A 15,356-nucleotide genomic window follows, 5' to 3' on the forward strand; every position below is an offset into this window, starting at 1 on the left:
CGCACGTGTCCGCTCGCTCAGCGCTGCCCGCCGGCACCGCGCCGTCGGCTTCGCCCGCGTCTGCTACGACCATCTCGGCGGCTCCCTCACCCGTGGCGATGACCGATGCCATGACCGCTCGTGGGCTGTTGTCCTGGGAGTCCGGCCCGGCGCTCACCGCGTCCGGCGCGGCGTGGCTGGCGGACCTCGGGACGCGACGAGGCGGTGGGGGCGGCGGGCCGTCCGCAGGTGCGTACGTGTCTGGACTGGACGGAGCAGCGCCCGCATCTGGCGGGCGCGGTGGCCGCGGCCCAGTTCCACCGCGCTGGAGGCGTCCTGGCTCGTGCCCGGCGACGGCTCCCGCGTCGTGCGGCTGACGGACCAGGGGCACGACGCCTTCCGCCGGCACCTGGGCCTGGCGGACGAGGCGCTCACGACCGGCTGAGCACCTCCCCCGCCCCGGGACGGCCGACCGGACTCAGAACCGGTGCTGCTGCTGCGTCTGCCCGTATGTCTGGCCGCCGTCGCCGTTCGCCCTCCGGGCCTGCAACTGCTCCGCCTGCTCCTCGGTCACCTTCTGTTCCGCACCGCAGAAGGTGCACTGCGTGAGGTATTTCGTCGAGATCGGGAACAGCGGCACGAAGAACAGCGTGAACTTCGTGACGCGCTTCCTGAGCGTGTGCGCGGCGGGGTTGCCGCACTGGCCGCAGACCAGCGTCAGTATCGCCAGCTGGTACAGGTACCCCTTGGTGCCGAAGATGATCACGTGACGGTCCTTCCCGGGTCGGGTCTTCCTCCAGTGTCCTGTATCGCGTGACACCCCGACGAACCGGTACTCGAAGGAGATGTGCCCTCGTTCGTGGGGAGAGCCCGGCGGGGCGTGGTCCAGTCGGGTGAGAGCGGGCCGGGTGCCTCCCCGTGCGCCGTACGGTTCCGCGGTGACCTCGATCTCACCCGAAACGCAGTCCGTGCACACCGACCACCTGGGCTCCCCCGTCGTCCTGTCCTGGCGGGGCACGACCCCCGACAGGACGTTCCGTACCTCCTGGCCTGCTCCCTCCGAGACGGTGCGAACGGCCCGGAGGCCAGGTCGAAGGCCGTCGAGCGGTTGCTGACGGGCGCCGGCCTCCCCCGGGCGAGGGATGCGTCCACGTCACCCAGCGCCCGAGCATGCCGGTCGGCCTGCTGGTCGCGCCCGGGTCGGCCGTCCTCACCGTGCAGCACCTCAGGTCGCGGTTCGTCCCGCCGGAGACCTGGCTGGAGGCCGTGGGCGAACTCGGGTACGCCTGCCCATCTTCACCGCCCGGCCGTGGCCGGAGGGCGCCGAGCGCAGGCTGCGGGCGGGCAGGACGACATGAGCCGCCGACGCGAGCACGTCCTCGTCGGACGTGAAGGCGGCCAACGTCTCGACACACCGTGGCCGTCCCGTGCCGGGGCTCAGGCCGAAAGCGCCGTCAGCACCACGGTCTTGGCCTCCTCCTGGACCTGGCGGAGGTGGTCGGGGCCGCGGAACGACTCGGCATAGATCTTGTAGACGTCCTCGGTGCCCGAGGGGCGGGCCGCGAACCAGGCGTGGTCGGTGGTCACCTTGATGCCGCCGATGGGCGCGCCGTTGCCGGGTGCCTCGGTGAGCACCGAGGTGACCGCGTCACCGGCCAGGGTGTCCGCGCTGACCTGTGCCGGGGAGAGCTTGCCGAGCAGGGCCTTCTCCTCGCGGGACGCCGGGGCGTCGATCCGCGCGTACGCCGGTTCGCCGAAGCGGGCGGTCAGTGCGGCGTAGTGCTCCGAGGGGGTCTTCCCGGTGACCGCCGCGATCTCGGAGGCGAGCAGCGCCAGGATGATGCCGTCCTTGTCGGTGGTCCACACGGAGCCGTCCCGGCGCAGGAAAGACGCCCCGGCCGACTCCTCGCCGCCGAAGCCGATGGTGCCGTCGACCAGCCCGTCCACGAACCACTTGAATCCGACGGGCACCTCGGCCAGTTGGCGGCCCAGGTCGGCGGCGACCCGGTCGATCATGGCGGAGGACACCAGGGTCTTGCCGACACCGGCGGCGGCGGGCCAGCGGTCGCGATGGGAGTACAGGTAGGAGATGGCGACGGCGAGGTAGTGGTTGGGGTTCATCAGGCCCGCGTCCGGGGTGACGATGCCGTGCCGGTCGGCGTCGGCGTCGTTGCCGGTGGCGACGTCGAAGCGGTCGCGCTGCTCGATGAGCGAGGCCATCGCGTACGGCGACGAGCAGTCCATACGGATCTTGCCGTCCCAGTCCAGCGTCATGAACCGCCAGGTGGGGTCGGTGTGCGGGTTCACCACGGTGAGGTCGAGGCCGTGCTGTTCGGCGATCCGGCCCCAGTAGGCGACGGACGCCCCGCCGAGCGGGTCCGCCCCGATGCGCACCCCGGCCGCCCGGATCGCGTCCAGGTCGAGCACGCTGGGCAGGTCGGAGACGTAGGTGCCCAGGAAGTCGTAGCGGCCGGTGGTGGCCGCGGCGAGGGCGCGGGCGTGAGGGATGCGCCGTACGTCCTTCAGGCCGCCCCGGATCATCTCGTTCGCCCGGTCCTGGATCCAGGAGGTCGCGCCGGAGGCGGCGGGGCCGCCGCTGGGCGGGTTGTACTTGAAGCCTCCGTCGGTGGGCGGGTTGTGGGACGGGGTGACCACGACGCCGTCCGCGAGACCGCTGGCGCGGCCGCGGTTGTGGGTGAGGATGGCGTGCGAGACGGCCGGGGTCGGCGTGTAGCCGTCCGCGTCGTCGATCAGCACCGTCACCTCGTTGGCGGCGAACACCTCCAGCGCGGTGACCCGGGCGGGCTCCGACAGGGCATGAGTGTCGGCGCCCAGGAACAGCGGGCCGTCGACGCCCTGAGCCGCGCGGTACTCGCAGATGGCCTGGCTGGTCGCGGCGATGTGGTCGTCGTTGAACGCGCCGGCCAGTGAGGTTCCGCGGTGTCCGGAGGTGCCGAACGTGACGCGCTGCCCCGGGTCGTCCAGGTCGGGGTGGAGCGCGTAGTACGCGGTGACCAGCCGAGCGACATCGACGAGATCATCGAAACCGGCCGGACTGCCCGCTCGCTCGTGCTGCATGGGCCCGCTCCTCCACATGGGTGTGATTCTTCGCTTGCGCTCTCATCCTTCCTCGTCACAGCCGTGACACGCGAGAGGGGCGCTGCTGTGAGAGCCGGATGTGCGCCAGGCCACGCGGCGGACCGGTCGCTCCGCGCCGCGCACCACACGGAGGCGGCGCCGCGTACCACCGGGAACCCGGTGATGCGCGCGCCGCCTTCCGGCCTTGTGGGCGTCCTGCCGAGCGCCCTCGCCTCGGGTCAGATCCGCCCGCCGGTGAGCCGGGTGAGGGGGCCGTGCGTGTGGCGTTCCGCGCGGCGTCCCACCGCGTACGACGCGGCGCTCAGGGCGGTCAGGCCGGCGCCGACGCCCGCGGCGACGGCCTTGCGGTGGGCGATCGCCGTCCAGGCCGTCTTGGCCGTGGCGGCGACGTGACCCGAGGCCGCGACGACCGCCTGGCGGCCCGCCTCGACACTCCTGGCCGCGGTCTGCACGGCTGCCGTCGTCGTCTCGGCGGAGCGTTCGGCACCGGCCTTGACGGCTGACGCCGCGTCATCGGCCTTGGCAGCCGCGCGCTTCGCGGCCTGTGTCGTCGGCGCGGTCGCCTTGTCCGCGCTGCGACGGGCCTTGGACTCAGTCGTCCGTATGGTGGTCGGCTTCTGATTCGTGCGCTTGTTCTCTTCAGTCATGGACTCCGACTTGCCTCTGACTCCGGCGGCAAACACGTTCGGTCGCGCACCGTCCGGGCGGGCGAAGGGCTGAGCACCTCGTCGGAGGGGTAAGCGAGCTACAGGCAAGACGACGTCAGAACACGAGGGAAGTGCATCATGGCCGGCATCCTGAATCGCATCAAGCAGTTCGCCCGGAGCCCGCAGGGGCGGCGGGCCGTCGAACAGGCACGGCGGGCCGCCGCCGATCCTCGCAAGCGGGCCCAGGCCCAGCGGCTGCTGGGGAAGCTCCGCGGCCGCCGCTGACCGGGCCGCACCGGAATCTGTCGGTAACCAACTCTTCGAGCGGGCGCGGTGTTCATGTCCGGCATGGGCACTTGGGTCGCACCACACCTGAGAGGAGCTGGTTCGATGGGCAGGGCAGGCAACGGCAGGAAGGTCCGTGCCTTGGGCGTCGCCGGTGTGCTGGTCGGCTGCGGCGACGACAGCGACACGGGTGACGGCGCACGGGGCGCTTCGGCGCAGGGCGACGCACAGGAGGAGGTCCGCAGGCGGTGCGCTCCGCCTACGACAGGACGGCCGAGGAGGACACCTCCAAGGTGAGGCTGCGGGTGCAGACCTCGGCCCCGGGCGCCTCGGAGACCGCCGACGGACAGGGTGCCGTGGACCTGGACGCCGGCGACAGCGTCATGGCGCTCACGGTGCAGGGGCAGCGGATCGAGCAGCGTGTGGTCGATCAGGTGCTGTACCAGAAGATGCCGCAGGGGCAGGCACAGGGCGGCAAGCCCTGGATCAAGATCGACCTGGGGAAGGTCGCCGTACAGCAGGGCGCGGACGAGCGGTCCATGAGCGATCCGGCGCAGTCCGCGGCGTACGCGAAAGCGATCACCGACAAGGACGTGACCAAGAAGGGCACGGCGACGATCGACGGCGTCGAGACCACGCACTACCGCGTCTCCGTCGACGTCGCCGAGCTGCCCGATGGCGATAGGCGGCAGCAGGTCGGCCCGACTCTGCCCATGGGCGTGTGGCTCGACGAAGAGGGCCGCATGCGCCGTCAGCAGATCGACTTGACCCTCAAGTCCGCACCGGGGTCGATGGAACGGTCCTCCACCGATGCCTCGCCCTCGCCTCAGCGGCTCAGGGTACGCACGGTCACGGACTTCACCGACTTCGGCACCGAGGTGGAAGCGGACGCGCCCCCGGCCGGACAGGTCACCGACATGACCGGCAAGACCCTCGAACAGGGCAAGAAGCAGGGCTGACCCGAGCTCACCTCACCCACGGCCGCGGAGCCGCCGTACGAGGTCGTCCGCGGCCGCCGGCCAGTCGGGACGGTCGAAGGTGAAGCCCGCGTCCAGGAGGCGGCCGGGGACGACGCGGCGGCTCTTCAGCAGCAGTTCGGTGTCCGAGCGCAGGACGAAGGCGCCGACCTCGGCCATCCAGCGCGTCGCGGGCAGGCCCACCGGGACACCCCACGCGGCACGCAGGGCGCGCATGAAGTCGCGGTGCGGCAGGGGCCCGGGGGCGGCGAGATTGACCGGCCCCGTGATGTCGTCCCGGGCGATCAGGAACTCGACCGCCCGGACGAAGTCCTGGTCGTGGATCCACGACACGTACTGTGCGCCGCCGGCGACGGGGCCGCCGAGGCCCAGCCGGGCCAGCCGCAGCAGGACGTCGAAGACGCCGCCGCGGTCCGGGCTCATCACCATGGCGGCGCGCAGAGCCACCTTCCGGGTGTCCGGGGTGTCGGCCACCTCCTGCTCCCGCTCCCAGGCCTTGGCGATGTCGACGCTGTAGGCCCAGTAGCCGGGGGCGTCGGGTTCGGTGCCTCCGATCACACCGGTGGCCTCGTCGTTGGGCGCGTCATAACGGTGGGCGTAGACGGTCGCGGTGCTCATCTGGAGCCAGAGGCGGGGCGGCCGGGCGGCCGCGGCGATCGCCTCGCCCACGACCCGGGCGGAGTGGACCCGTGAGTCCATCATCTCCCGGAGGTTGGCGGGGGTGTAGCGGCAGTTCACGCTCCGGCCGGCCAGGTTGACCACGACGTCGCTGCCGTCGATCTCCCCCGCCCACTGCCCCAGGGTCGCACCGTCCCAGTGCACTTCGTCCCGCCGTCGCGGGCGCCTGGTGAGCACCGCGACGTCATGTCCGGCCGCGGTCAGCGCGCGTTTCAGGACCGTGCCGACCTGCCCGGTCCCGCCGGGTATCACGATCTTCATGTCACTCCCCCTCGACGTGTGGAAGTGACCCTAGCCCACATTTGAACGTGTTCAAAATCCTCGATGGCGTAGGGCTTAGCCTGCGCAGACGTGGCATCGGGCAAGATGGGGCCATGAGCGTTGTCAAGATCAATGTGCTGACCGTGCCCGCCGAGCAGCGGGAGACGCTGGAGAAGCGGTTCGCCTCCCGCGCGCACACCGTGGAGAGCTCAGACGGGTTCGAGTGGTTCGAGCTCCTCCGCCCCGTGGAGGGCACCGACACCTACCTCGTCTACACCCGGTGGCGTGACGAGGAGTCGTTCCAGGCCTGGATGGAAGGGCCGATGAAAGCCGCGCACCAGGGCGGCGGCGAGGGGGGCGAGCGCCCCAAGCCCGCGGCGAGCGACTCGACGCTCTGGTCGTTCGAGGTCGTGCAGCAGGCGGGGCCGAAGGGCGCCTAGCTAGTGCTGGATTCCTCATTGGATGTACACATATCGGCGTCGTAGTTGGCGGGTGGGCGGGGCCGGCCGCCCCCAGATCCAGGGGCGGGCTCGGGCGTTGAGCTGGGCGGTGGCCACGGCTGTGGCCTGGGCGATGTCGTCGGGGTTGGCGAAGGACCGTCCGGCCAGGGCGGTCTTGCGGAAGATCCGCCACCAGCCTTCCTGCAGGTTCAGCCAGCACGCGCCGACCGGGATGAACGCGTGGCGGATCCGGGGGTGGTCCTCCAGCCAGGTCCGGGTGGACAGGCTGTTGTGAGAGGACAGGTTGTCGGTGACGATCCAGATCTCACCGGTCGGGTTGGCGTCCTCGACCAGTTGCAGGAACTGCTGGTAGAAGACGCTGTTGCGGGAGGAAGCCGCCATGGTGATCTGCTGGCCGTCCCGTACGCGTAAGGCTCCGTAGACCCAGGTCTTCTCCGGCCCGCGGCTGTAGTCGAGCTCGGACTTGATGCGGTGCCCGTCCGGTGACCAGCCCGGTGCGGGCGCGAAGGTGCGCGGGATCACCGGCCCCAGCTCGTCGGCGCAGATGACCGTCGCGCCGTCGGGCGGCTGGGTGTAGAGGCCGATGATCCGCGTCCTTTTCCCGCGAAGTCCGGGTCCTTCGAACGGGTCCAGGACCGGGTGCGGCGCCAGCGCACACCCTCGGCGATCAGGATCCTGCGCACCTGGGAGCGGCCGACCTCGATGCCCAACTGCCGGGCCTGAGCAGCCAGGGAGTCCAGCGTCCACTCAGCCGGCCCCGACTCGTCGGCCGCCCACAGGTCCCCGCCGGGCTGCACCTCCAGCCTCCCCGGCGGCACCTCTTTGACCAGGGCGATAATCCGGGACCGCTCGGCCTCCGTGATCCGCCGCTTGCGGCCCTGCCCGCCCAGATCCTCCAGTCCCTCCAGCCCGGAGCGGTTGAAGCGGTGCAGCCAACGCCGCACCGTCTTCTGGCCGCAGTCCAGCTCCTCCGCGATCGCCGGAACTCGCAAGCCGGCCCAGCTCAGCTCGACCATCCGCGCCCGCATCACCGCATCTCGCGGCGCCTTGCGGGCCCGCGACAGCCGACGCACCACTGCCCGCTCATCCTCATCACGGCTTGGCCGTGCCCGTAACACCACCGTCCAGCACCCGCCCCCGAGCACCCGAACCACCCCGCCACCAGCACATATACCCACGGAAAGAGGAATCCAGCACTAGTGCTCCGACAGGCAACGTTCGCCCCCTCGCGACGCCCGGCACGCTCCCCCAAGCTCTTCGAGCAGGGGGGACCTCCGCTCGCCGCACCGGACGAAGCCCGAGTACAGCCAGTACGAGGACTTCCGGCCGGTACGCCGAGAGCACCCACCGGACGCCGCTCCTTGAGGGCGAACGCTGCCTGCCCGGGGCACGTGCTGCGCCGCAGAAGTTCGTGAAGGGCGTCAGGTCGCGGGGATTGTCGAGGTAGAGGCTACTGGCGCAGTCCAGGCATTCCTCCGGACTGCCGGAGGGAAGCCGCTGGCAGCACGTGGTCCTGTAACCCTTCCGGCTGGCGAGGTAGAGGGCAAAGCCCCAGGTGTGCAGAACGCCGGTGAAGCGCAGCCGGCACAGCGGAAGGTGTACGCCGTCCTTCGACTCTCCCTTCGCGTAGGCGAATCCTGCCCGGAAGCCGACGCGGGCAAGTTGGGGTCGGCGCCCCTGGCCATGATCGCTGTTCATGACGGAGGGACCGGGAGGCAGCACAGCGGTGGCGGTGAGGCTGGACGAGGCGGCCAGGGCAGGGCTACACCAGCACCACGTTCGGGCGCAGTTCGTACGCCGACTCGACGGCCCGCGCGCCGGCACGGTGACCGGCAACGGCCGGGTCGCCGTCACCGCCTCGATGTCCACGCCGGTGGGCCACCTCCGCCGTCGCCGAGGACACGCTGCGGCAGCACCGGGCGGGTATGCGGCTGGTCGCGAACACGTCGTGCCGCGCCCGGGGTAAGCCGTACGTCGTGGCGGCAGGGCCGGTGATGCCTCCCCCGGGAACGGTGGCCGGGCTCGTGCTCAGGAGCGCCGGGAGCGCGAGGGTGCGGCGGTACGGCCGACCGCCGCCGCCAGCTTGCGGAGCCGACGCCAGTCCAGGCGCGGTGGCGCCTCGGGGACTCCGGGCCGGTTGCGGGGCACCCGGACGCGCAGGGCCCGGCGGGCGATGCGGCAGTGGACGGGGGCGGGCAGGGTGAGCGCCTCACCGTCGAGGCCGACCTCCAGGTGCGAGGCGTCGGCCTCGACGACCACGTGGTGGGCGGTGAGCACCGTGAGCCCCTCCGGACGGGGGGCCAGCAGGAGTTCGGCCGCTTCCACGGCACTGTCGACACGGACGGCGAGCACGCCCAGCTTCCCGGAGTCGAGCCGCTCGCGCCGGCCGAAGCCGAACGGATCGTCCATGCGGTACGGGTTGTTGCTCACCAGCACGGCCTGCGGGTCGGCGATGACGGTGCCGTCGGCGCCGGCCGTCAGCCGCGGGCCGCTCTGCCGGGTGAGCAGTTCGGGCAGCCGCTCCAGCGCCGCGCCCACCTTGTCCTCGCGATAGCCCGGGCTCTGGACGACGGCCCCGTACACGCCGAACGACGCGTTGTTGACGAAGGGGCGGTCGTCGGCGAAGCCGAGGTCGACGCGGAGTTCGACCCCGTCGGTGAGGGCGTCGAGGCACGTGGACGGATCGTCGCGGTCCAGGCCCAGGTCCATGGCGAAGTGGTTGCGCGTGCCGGCCGAGATGACGAGGAACGGCAGGCCGTGTTCCGCCGCGACGGCGGCGACCAGAGCCTGCGTGCCGTCGCCGCCCGCGACTCCGAGCAGGTCGGCTCCGTCGGCCACGGCGGCCCTGGCCAGGACGGTGACGTCCTGGTGCTGGTCCGCGTCGAGGAGGACGACCCGGGCACCCAGTGCCTCGGCCTTCTCCTTGAGGTCGAACTTCTCGACCTTGCCACCGCCGGAGCGAGGGTTGAGCAGGAGGAAGGGGCGCTTCGGCGGTGGCGTGCGGTACTCCTTGACCCGTACCGGCCTCAAGCCCGTGCTGCGCAGGGCGTAGCGGCCGCTCCAGACCGCGAGGCACCACAGCAGCAGGGACGCGAAGACCACCCAGAGCAGATTCGCGGCCGCGAAGAGGGTGATGACGGCGACGGGGGTGACGACGGCCAGTGCGGCCGCCGCCGTGCGGACCGGTCCCCGGCGGGACAGAACCCACCAGAGCGCGGCCGCGGTCAGGGCGAGTCCCGCCAGGCCGGCCGCGAGCAGCAGCAGCCCTTTCAGACCGCCGGACACCAGGGGCAGCAACGCCGCCAGCGCGACCGCGGCCAGGGCTCCCCTGGCCGCCCATCTCTGCCGGCGGTGATACCGCTCGTTCATCGCCGATCCCATGTGGTCCCTCCGCTCGAAGGCACGGGCGGACCTTCCAGGCCACGCCCGGCCGTGAAACATCGTGCCCGCCGACGGATCGGCATGGCCACTGCCATCCCTGATGGCTCCCCCGCCGTAGGGCACGCCAGACGTGACGATCTTCGGGGGCGGAGCCATCGGTAGCGTACGCGGCCCTCGCGAGCGCGGTTCCGCGCACCGGGGCACATCGGCGCCCCCCGGGGCCGCCACTGCCGGCAGTGCACCCGCACTCCACTTGACCAGGTAAGTCTTGGCGCGCAACCCTTCTGCCGCAGTCGACGACGAGGCCGGCACGCGATGGAGTGGACGGGCGCGCGGTACGCGGACGGTCCGACGGTCGAGGTGAGGACGTGGAGCGCCGCACCGCCGGGGCGGGTGCGGGCGCTGGTGTCGGACGTGACGCGGATGCCCGAGCCGAGCGAGTTGTTGCCGTCGGTGCGGTGGATCGACGGGGCCGCGGCCGGTCCCGCGGTCGGGGCCCGGTTCATCGGGCGGAACAGGCACGAGGCTTCGGCGAGTGGGAGACGACCTCCACGGTCGTCGCGTGCGAGCCCGGGCGGGTGTCCGCCTGGCCGGTCGGGGATCCGGACGAGCCGAGTGCCCTCTGGCGGTTCGGCTCGCGCCCGGGAACGGCCGACCGAGCCGTCGCAGGGCAGGCGGATGGGGCCCGGGCGTTCCGGGCTCTCCTTCGCGATCGACGCCATACCGGAGAAGGAGCAGTAGATCGTGCTCGTGAGGTAGCGGGAGTTCGAGCGCGGCATGACTGCCACGCCGGAGCGCATCCGGCAGTGGGCGCAGGCGTGATGCGGACGGCGACGACCGTCGAGGCGGCGGGCCTCGGCTCCTGGTCCCGGCAGGCCGACTTCGCCGTCGGGGCCGAGGACTGGGGTTCGACGCCGCTGGGTGGCCGAGTCGTGGGGTCCGACGCCCCGTCCGCCCTGGGCTTCTACGCGGCCCGTGCGGAACGGATGCTGCTGGGCTCTGCGGTCATGCAGGTGGGGACGCGCACACCGGTTGCTCTCGCCCAGACGGGTCCTGCGGATTTTTCCTGCTCGGTCTCGGCCGACTGATAGGCGAAGAAACGGCTCGTTCGGCTTCTCGGTATGCGGTCGAGATGCCGTGGCGGGACGTCTGGTCGGCGGGCCTGGGCAGCGGTGGATTTCACGGTGGCTACGGGCGCCGCGTGGGTGGTGTCGCGCAGGCGCCGTGAGCGCGTCGGATCAGCAGCGCAGTTGGGCGTCGACGGCCTGCCCGGTTCTCAGGCCGGAGTACAGGGCGGTGAGCAGGCCCAGGGAGGAGAGGGGGTCGAAGGTGATCGCGGCGTTGCCGGTAGCGATCCAGTGGTCGCCAGGCACCGGTCGCAGCTGTGTGGTGGAGGAGGCGCATCGACGAACCGGTGTCGGTCGATGAGGGAATTGGGGTGCGAGGGCGGAATCATGGTGTTTTCGGGTGCTGATTGCTCGTCAAGCGGTTTCGTCATGCGAGCTGATCGGGTAGGCGGCGCCGTGCTCGACGGGTGACATAGGCTTTCGTCGGCGGGTCCAGAAGGGCCTGGCGGGCCAGCGTTGTTCCCAGGAATGGACCGTGCGGTGGCCGAGCAGATAGCTGTTGAAGGTTTCCTGCAGCTGTGTGGTGTAGCGGCAGAGCGCGGGATGCTCTCCGTCGAGATGGGCGACCACGGCCTCGCCTCCGCGTTTGCCGGTGTACAGGGCGGTCAGGACGCCCTGGGAGGAGATCGGGTCGTAGGCGGTCGCGGCATCCCCGACGGCGATCCACCCCTCGCCCACCGCCGGCTCCAGTCGGGCGGTGTGGGCGGCGCAGCGCCGCGGCACCTCGCCGGGGCAGGGGGCGCGGCCCTCGGCGCGGGCGGCAATGTGAGCGGTCGTGGCGAGCCTGTCGAGGAAGGTCTCCGGAGTGACGGGGGTGGAAGGGGCCAGGTCGGCGTCGGTGAAATAGGCGACGAGGCGACCGGTGGGATGGCAGGGGGCGGTGTACCACCATCCGTCGGGTGCGGATTCCACCAGGGACACGTGCTCGTTGTCGTACGGGGCGTGGGCGAGCCGCAGGTGGACGGCGACGAGTCGGTCGTAGCGGCGGCGGAGAGCCCCGCAGTGTACGGCGATGCGGGCGCGCCTGCCGGTGGCGTCGACCAGCCATCGGCAGCCGATGGTGTGCTGCCTGTCACGGGTCGTCACCGTGACACGCCAGTCACCGCCGGGGGCGCGTGTGGGGCGTCCCACGGTGGTGCGTTCGGCGACCTGCGCGCCGTGGGCGAGTGCCTGGAGGCGCAGCAGGCGGTCGAAGGCGGGCCGGTCGAGGTGCCAGCCGTGTCCGTGGGGGTCATTGATCGAATAGATCCGTTGCGGGTCCGAGGATCCCCAGGCGGAGAGGGTGCCGTGGCACAGGCGGTGGTCACGGTCGAGTGCCTCGGGTTCGACGCCGAGATCGCGCAGGAGCATCCGCGCGGCCGGGACGAGGGACTCGCTGGTTTTCGGCGGTCCGGCATGCGCGTCGGCGAGCAGGACGCTGCGCCCGGCCCTGGCCAGGGTGATGGCCGCAGCAGCTCCGGCCGGGCCGCCTCCGGCGACCACGGCGTCGTACCGGTCCCGGTGGCCGGCGCCGCGCACCATGGCGGGCGGCGACGCGGTGGTCACCTGCTGTCCCTGAAGGGGTCGACCTTGTCGACGTAGCCGGCCGAAATCTCCTCGGCCTTGAACGCTGTCTTCCGGGAGACCTCCTCGACGGCCCGCCGGTTGGCGTCGGCGCGCCGGGCACCGTCAGGTGCGGCGGGGCCGGCTTCGGGGACGTGGACGTTGACCAGGTTCCGGCGAGCGTGGACCGGGGGGAAGTCGGGCGTGGACTCCACGAGTATGTGGTCGGGGAACTTCCCGTCCTTGACCGTGTAGGGGCGGGTCTCGACGATGCCGAACTTGGCCCACCCTTTCACCATCTCGTGGTAGCTCGTCTGTTTGTCCGGGCTCAAGAAGCGGAGCCAGACTGCGCGCTGAGCGAAGGCCAGCTCACGCTCCTCGTCGGTCTTGTCCTGATCGTTGACAGTGTTGAACTTCTCCTCCGTCAGCACCTGGTTGGGTACCCGGGCGGGCCAGAAGGTCGGCAGGTACGGGCTGTAGTGAGGGCCGATGTTGGCGGCGAGTTCGTAGCCAGAGCGGCAGCTGGAGGTATCGGTCTGCCAGGGCAGGCCCATCCAGCGGGTCAGGTCACCCGGACCCTGCGCCTGCAGCGGACCGTCGGGGGCCAGTGCCGCGTCGGGCGTGAGGCGGGACCCGTAGTCCGGTTCCTCGCCGTCGGTGCGGTGCCGTATGCGGAAGAGCTCTTGGTAGAGCGAGCGCCGGCGGATGGGCCAGGTGAGCTCGCAACCCGGATGGAAGGCGTCGGCGATGCAGGATTCCAGCGCTGCCCGGTCGAGCAGCCCGGGTTGCAGGGCGAGGGGAGCGTCGTCCAGGTTGGGCTGGGGGGTGTAGGGCGTCGTGTCGAAGTCTCCCTCCACCCACCTTTCGAGCAGTTTCTCCTGGGTCGTGGTCAGTGTCCGATGCTGCCGGACGGACTTCGGCTTGGTAGCCATCGCGTCCCCGTAGAGCCAGGGCCAGGGTAGGGGTGATAGGCCGTCGCGCTCGTAGTCGCGCAGGTGGTAGTAGACGCGCTGCCGCAGATCCCGGTACTGCGGCTTGTTGCTGCCGAGCACTGCGAGGACGTGGGGGGAGGAGAAGTCGTTCGCGGCACGCCAGCCGAACTCTGCCGCGAAGCCCTCGTTGACCCACTGGAGTCCGGTGAACCGCAACAGCAGCGGTTTGATGTGCTCGTCGAACGTCACCTTCTCGGGACCGTGCGGATGTGCGTCCCGTGCGAAGACGTCGTACATCTGATCGTAGAGCGTCACGACGCTCTTGAGGGCCGGTGCGTAGTTGGGCGGCCCGACCACCACCCAGGCCGGTGTCGCGCTGAGGGACCGGCCGTTGATCGTGACCTCGGCGGTCACCGGTCCGTCAGAGGTGTCGTCGTACCAGCCGTCGTTGTTGCCGAACGTCGTGAGGGAGGACTTGGGATCGGTGAAAGAGTCCGAGTGCCCCTTGCCGCCCAGCACCACGAGCCTGCCCGCCGCATCGGTCTGCACTTCCCCCAGATACACGGCGATTCCGTTGATCTGTCCTTTGTCGAAAGCCTTGCCGTTCTGGTTGAGACCCGTGATCGACTGCGGGGGCGGGGTGATCTTCAGCTTGCTTCTGTCCGCGATGTCGGCGTTACGTCGGCCGAGTTGCTGGTCCGGGACGTGTTGGGCGTCCGGAATGTCCAACGCGACCGAGAAGGTGTACCAGGACGCCTTCTTGTTCGCCAAGCGAACGGTCCATGTGACCGTGGCACCGTCCTGCCCGTGCTTGATCTCTCCGAGGACCTTGCCGCTCCGGTCGTAGGCGTAGACACGGAACCGCGCCGCCTGCCTCTTGATCTTATCGGGGCCGTCCTTCGAGAAACCCGGTTCCCTGGGCGGCTCGTCGGGACTTTCGGGTCCGTAGAAGTAACCGTTTCCGTTGCCGACCCTCGCGATACCGATAGCGGGGTGAATCTTTATATACGCGATGTCCCTCATAGAGGTCTCCAGACGCACTAAACAGCCGGAAACCCGAGGCGGAGTACCGTCAGACCACTCCAGAGGCGGCGGTCTCGGCCTGCGTCTCCGCCCGAGTCGTCACTGTCTGCGGCAGGGGGAGCGTCGCACGTTTCCGGCAGCTCTATCACTGAACAGTCACCCTCGGCGCAGCGCACGGCGCCGTGCGAGGGAAGCGGAGAAAGGGAAACGAGGCCCGCAGGGCACTTCCCCTTTCGCACCCAAGAATGCGGGTTCCCTGGCAACAGTAAAAGGCAGGGAGGCCGGGCGCATCCCGAAGGGTGATCCGGCACCTGCAAAGCGCTGGTGCACTTCTCCACACCGAGGGGCGCGGCGACGATCGCGCGGTTCTGCGCACCGGGTGTACCGGCCGAAGTCCCTGGTCTATGGCTGGAGGGCTGTCAGGCCTGCTGCGCCGGCGGAAGAACAACCGCATCACCGGCCTGTACGCAGTCCCGTACGACACCGAGACCGAGGCCGGCGTCACCACGGCGTTCCCCCTCGGGCGGTGGGTCCACCAGCAGCGGTGCGTGTACCGCGCGGGCGAACTCGACGACCACCGCAAGATCGTGCTCGACGAGGCCGGGATGGGGTGGGAACCCGGCGACGAAGCCTGGGAGAACGAACCCTCTCCGAAGAGCAGCAACAGCGGCTCGCGCGGCTGGGCGAAACACCCGCCGAGCGGCCCACCCCGGCCCCGGCGGCCAAGGACGGCGGGAAGACATCAGCCTTCCAACGCACTCTGGAAGCCCTCGCCCAGTGGATACAGCGCGAGGGCTTCCAAAGGCAGTGCCGAGAGACCATGTCGAGACCGTCGTCATCGAGGGCGAGGAGCATCAGCACAAGCCGGGCGTATGGATCTCCCACACCAAAACCCGCCGCGACGAACCCACCCACGACCAGCACACCGCACTTGCCGAACTCGGCATCGACCGGACCTGACGAC

The 15,356-nt window shown here is 70.7% G+C and carries 16 protein-coding genes and 1 pseudogene; 6 read left to right on the plus strand and 11 right to left on the minus strand.

Translation table 11 applies throughout. The annotated features are described in order from the left end of the window. Positions 1-457: 457 nt before the first annotated feature. The 3 genes from V8690_RS00490 to V8690_RS00500 all read right to left on the minus strand — a co-directional run bounded on the left by V8690_RS00490 (position 458) and on the right by V8690_RS00500 (position 3,725). Positions 458-745, minus strand: coding sequence for a zinc-ribbon domain-containing protein (locus V8690_RS00490; protein WP_338775311.1), 288 nt, complete (start codon positions 743-745; stop codon positions 458-460). Positions 746-1,416: 671 nt separating this feature from the next. After that, positions 1,417-3,057, minus strand: coding sequence for a phosphoglucomutase (alpha-D-glucose-1,6-bisphosphate-dependent) (gene pgm, locus V8690_RS00495; protein WP_338775312.1), 1,641 nt, complete (start codon positions 3,055-3,057; stop codon positions 1,417-1,419). Between the two features lie 239 nt (positions 3,058-3,296). Continuing rightward, on the minus strand, positions 3,297-3,725 hold the full coding sequence (locus tag V8690_RS00500) for a hypothetical protein (protein WP_338775313.1): 429 nt from the start codon (positions 3,723-3,725) through the stop codon (positions 3,297-3,299). 138 nt (positions 3,726-3,863) lie between these two features. Between V8690_RS00500 and V8690_RS00505 the strand changes: the two genes are divergently transcribed. Together V8690_RS00505 and V8690_RS00510 are read left to right on the plus strand one after the other, a co-directional pair. Further along, positions 3,864-4,010 carry a hypothetical protein gene (locus tag V8690_RS00505; RefSeq protein WP_274813646.1) on the plus strand — a complete coding sequence of 49 codons (147 nt, stop codon included), beginning with the start codon at positions 3,864-3,866 and terminating at the stop codon, positions 4,008-4,010. A gap of 248 nt (positions 4,011-4,258) precedes the next feature. Continuing rightward, positions 4,259-4,969, plus strand: coding sequence for a hypothetical protein (locus V8690_RS00510; RefSeq protein ID WP_338775314.1), 711 nt, complete (start codon positions 4,259-4,261; stop codon positions 4,967-4,969). Positions 4,970-4,981: 12 nt separating this feature from the next. On the opposite strand, the gene V8690_RS00515 is transcribed toward V8690_RS00510, so the two are convergent. Next, positions 4,982-5,926 (minus strand): TIGR01777 family oxidoreductase, encoded by a 945-nt coding sequence (locus V8690_RS00515; protein WP_338775315.1) that lies wholly within the window; start codon positions 5,924-5,926, stop codon positions 4,982-4,984. A gap of 113 nt (positions 5,927-6,039) precedes the next feature. Here V8690_RS00515 and V8690_RS00520 point away from each other — a divergent pair, with 113 nt between their 5' ends. Further along, positions 6,040-6,366 carry an antibiotic biosynthesis monooxygenase gene (locus V8690_RS00520; RefSeq protein ID WP_338775316.1) on the plus strand — a complete coding sequence of 109 codons (327 nt, stop codon included), beginning with the start codon at positions 6,040-6,042 and terminating at the stop codon, positions 6,364-6,366. Positions 6,367-6,381: 15 nt separating this feature from the next. Here the strand turns inward: V8690_RS00520 and V8690_RS00525 are convergent, their stop codons facing one another. From V8690_RS00525 to V8690_RS00540, 4 genes are all read right to left on the minus strand, one after another. Further along, positions 6,382-6,975: an IS630 family transposase gene (locus V8690_RS00525; protein ID WP_338785191.1), complete on the minus strand. Its 594-nt coding sequence runs from the start codon at positions 6,973-6,975 to the stop codon at positions 6,382-6,384. After that, entirely contained in the window at positions 6,906-7,463 is a 558-nt protein-coding gene (locus V8690_RS00530; RefSeq protein WP_338775318.1) for a helix-turn-helix domain-containing protein, read from the minus strand. The genes V8690_RS00525 and V8690_RS00530 overlap by 70 nt, the downstream gene beginning before the upstream one ends. A gap of 686 nt (positions 7,464-8,149) precedes the next feature. Next, the gene (locus V8690_RS00535; RefSeq protein WP_338775319.1) at positions 8,150-8,290 is read right to left on the minus strand and encodes a hypothetical protein; all 141 of its coding nucleotides are present in this window, start codon (positions 8,288-8,290) and stop codon (positions 8,150-8,152) included. Positions 8,291-8,415: 125 nt separating this feature from the next. Next, positions 8,416-9,768 (minus strand): diacylglycerol kinase family protein, encoded by a 1,353-nt coding sequence (locus V8690_RS00540; protein ID WP_338775320.1) that lies wholly within the window; start codon positions 9,766-9,768, stop codon positions 8,416-8,418. A gap of 821 nt (positions 9,769-10,589) precedes the next feature. On the opposite strand from V8690_RS00540, the gene V8690_RS00545 reads away from it, so the two are divergent. Further along, on the plus strand, positions 10,590-10,856 hold the full coding sequence (locus V8690_RS00545) for an LLM class flavin-dependent oxidoreductase (protein WP_338775321.1): 267 nt from the start codon (positions 10,590-10,592) through the stop codon (positions 10,854-10,856). Positions 10,857-11,006: 150 nt separating this feature from the next. On the opposite strand, the gene V8690_RS00550 is transcribed toward V8690_RS00545, so the two are convergent. From V8690_RS00550 to V8690_RS00560, 3 genes are all read right to left on the minus strand, one after another. Beyond that, positions 11,007-11,141: a hypothetical protein gene (locus V8690_RS00550; RefSeq protein ID WP_338775322.1), complete on the minus strand. Its 135-nt coding sequence runs from the start codon at positions 11,139-11,141 to the stop codon at positions 11,007-11,009. A gap of 108 nt (positions 11,142-11,249) precedes the next feature. After that, positions 11,250-12,440, minus strand: a complete 1,191-nt coding sequence (locus tag V8690_RS00555) for a tryptophan 7-halogenase (protein ID WP_338775323.1) — start codon at positions 12,438-12,440, stop codon at positions 11,250-11,252. Further along, positions 12,437-14,392 (minus strand): LodA/GoxA family CTQ-dependent oxidase, encoded by a 1,956-nt coding sequence (locus V8690_RS00560; RefSeq protein ID WP_338775324.1) that lies wholly within the window; start codon positions 14,390-14,392, stop codon positions 12,437-12,439. The genes V8690_RS00555 and V8690_RS00560 overlap by 4 nt, the downstream gene beginning before the upstream one ends. Before the next feature lie 404 nt (positions 14,393-14,796). Here V8690_RS00560 and V8690_RS00565 point away from each other — a divergent pair. Next, a pseudogene (locus V8690_RS00565) lies at positions 14,797-14,940 on the plus strand (helicase); the annotation flags it as partial. 259 nt (positions 14,941-15,199) lie between these two features. Next, the gene (locus tag V8690_RS00570) at positions 15,200-15,352 is read left to right on the plus strand and encodes a hypothetical protein (RefSeq protein ID WP_338785661.1); all 153 of its coding nucleotides are present in this window, start codon (positions 15,200-15,202) and stop codon (positions 15,350-15,352) included. Positions 15,353-15,356 lie beyond the last annotated feature (4 nt).

It is taken from the genome of Streptomyces sp. DG1A-41 (assembly GCF_037055355.1).
Lineage (GTDB): Bacteria > Actinomycetota > Actinomycetes > Streptomycetales > Streptomycetaceae > Streptomyces.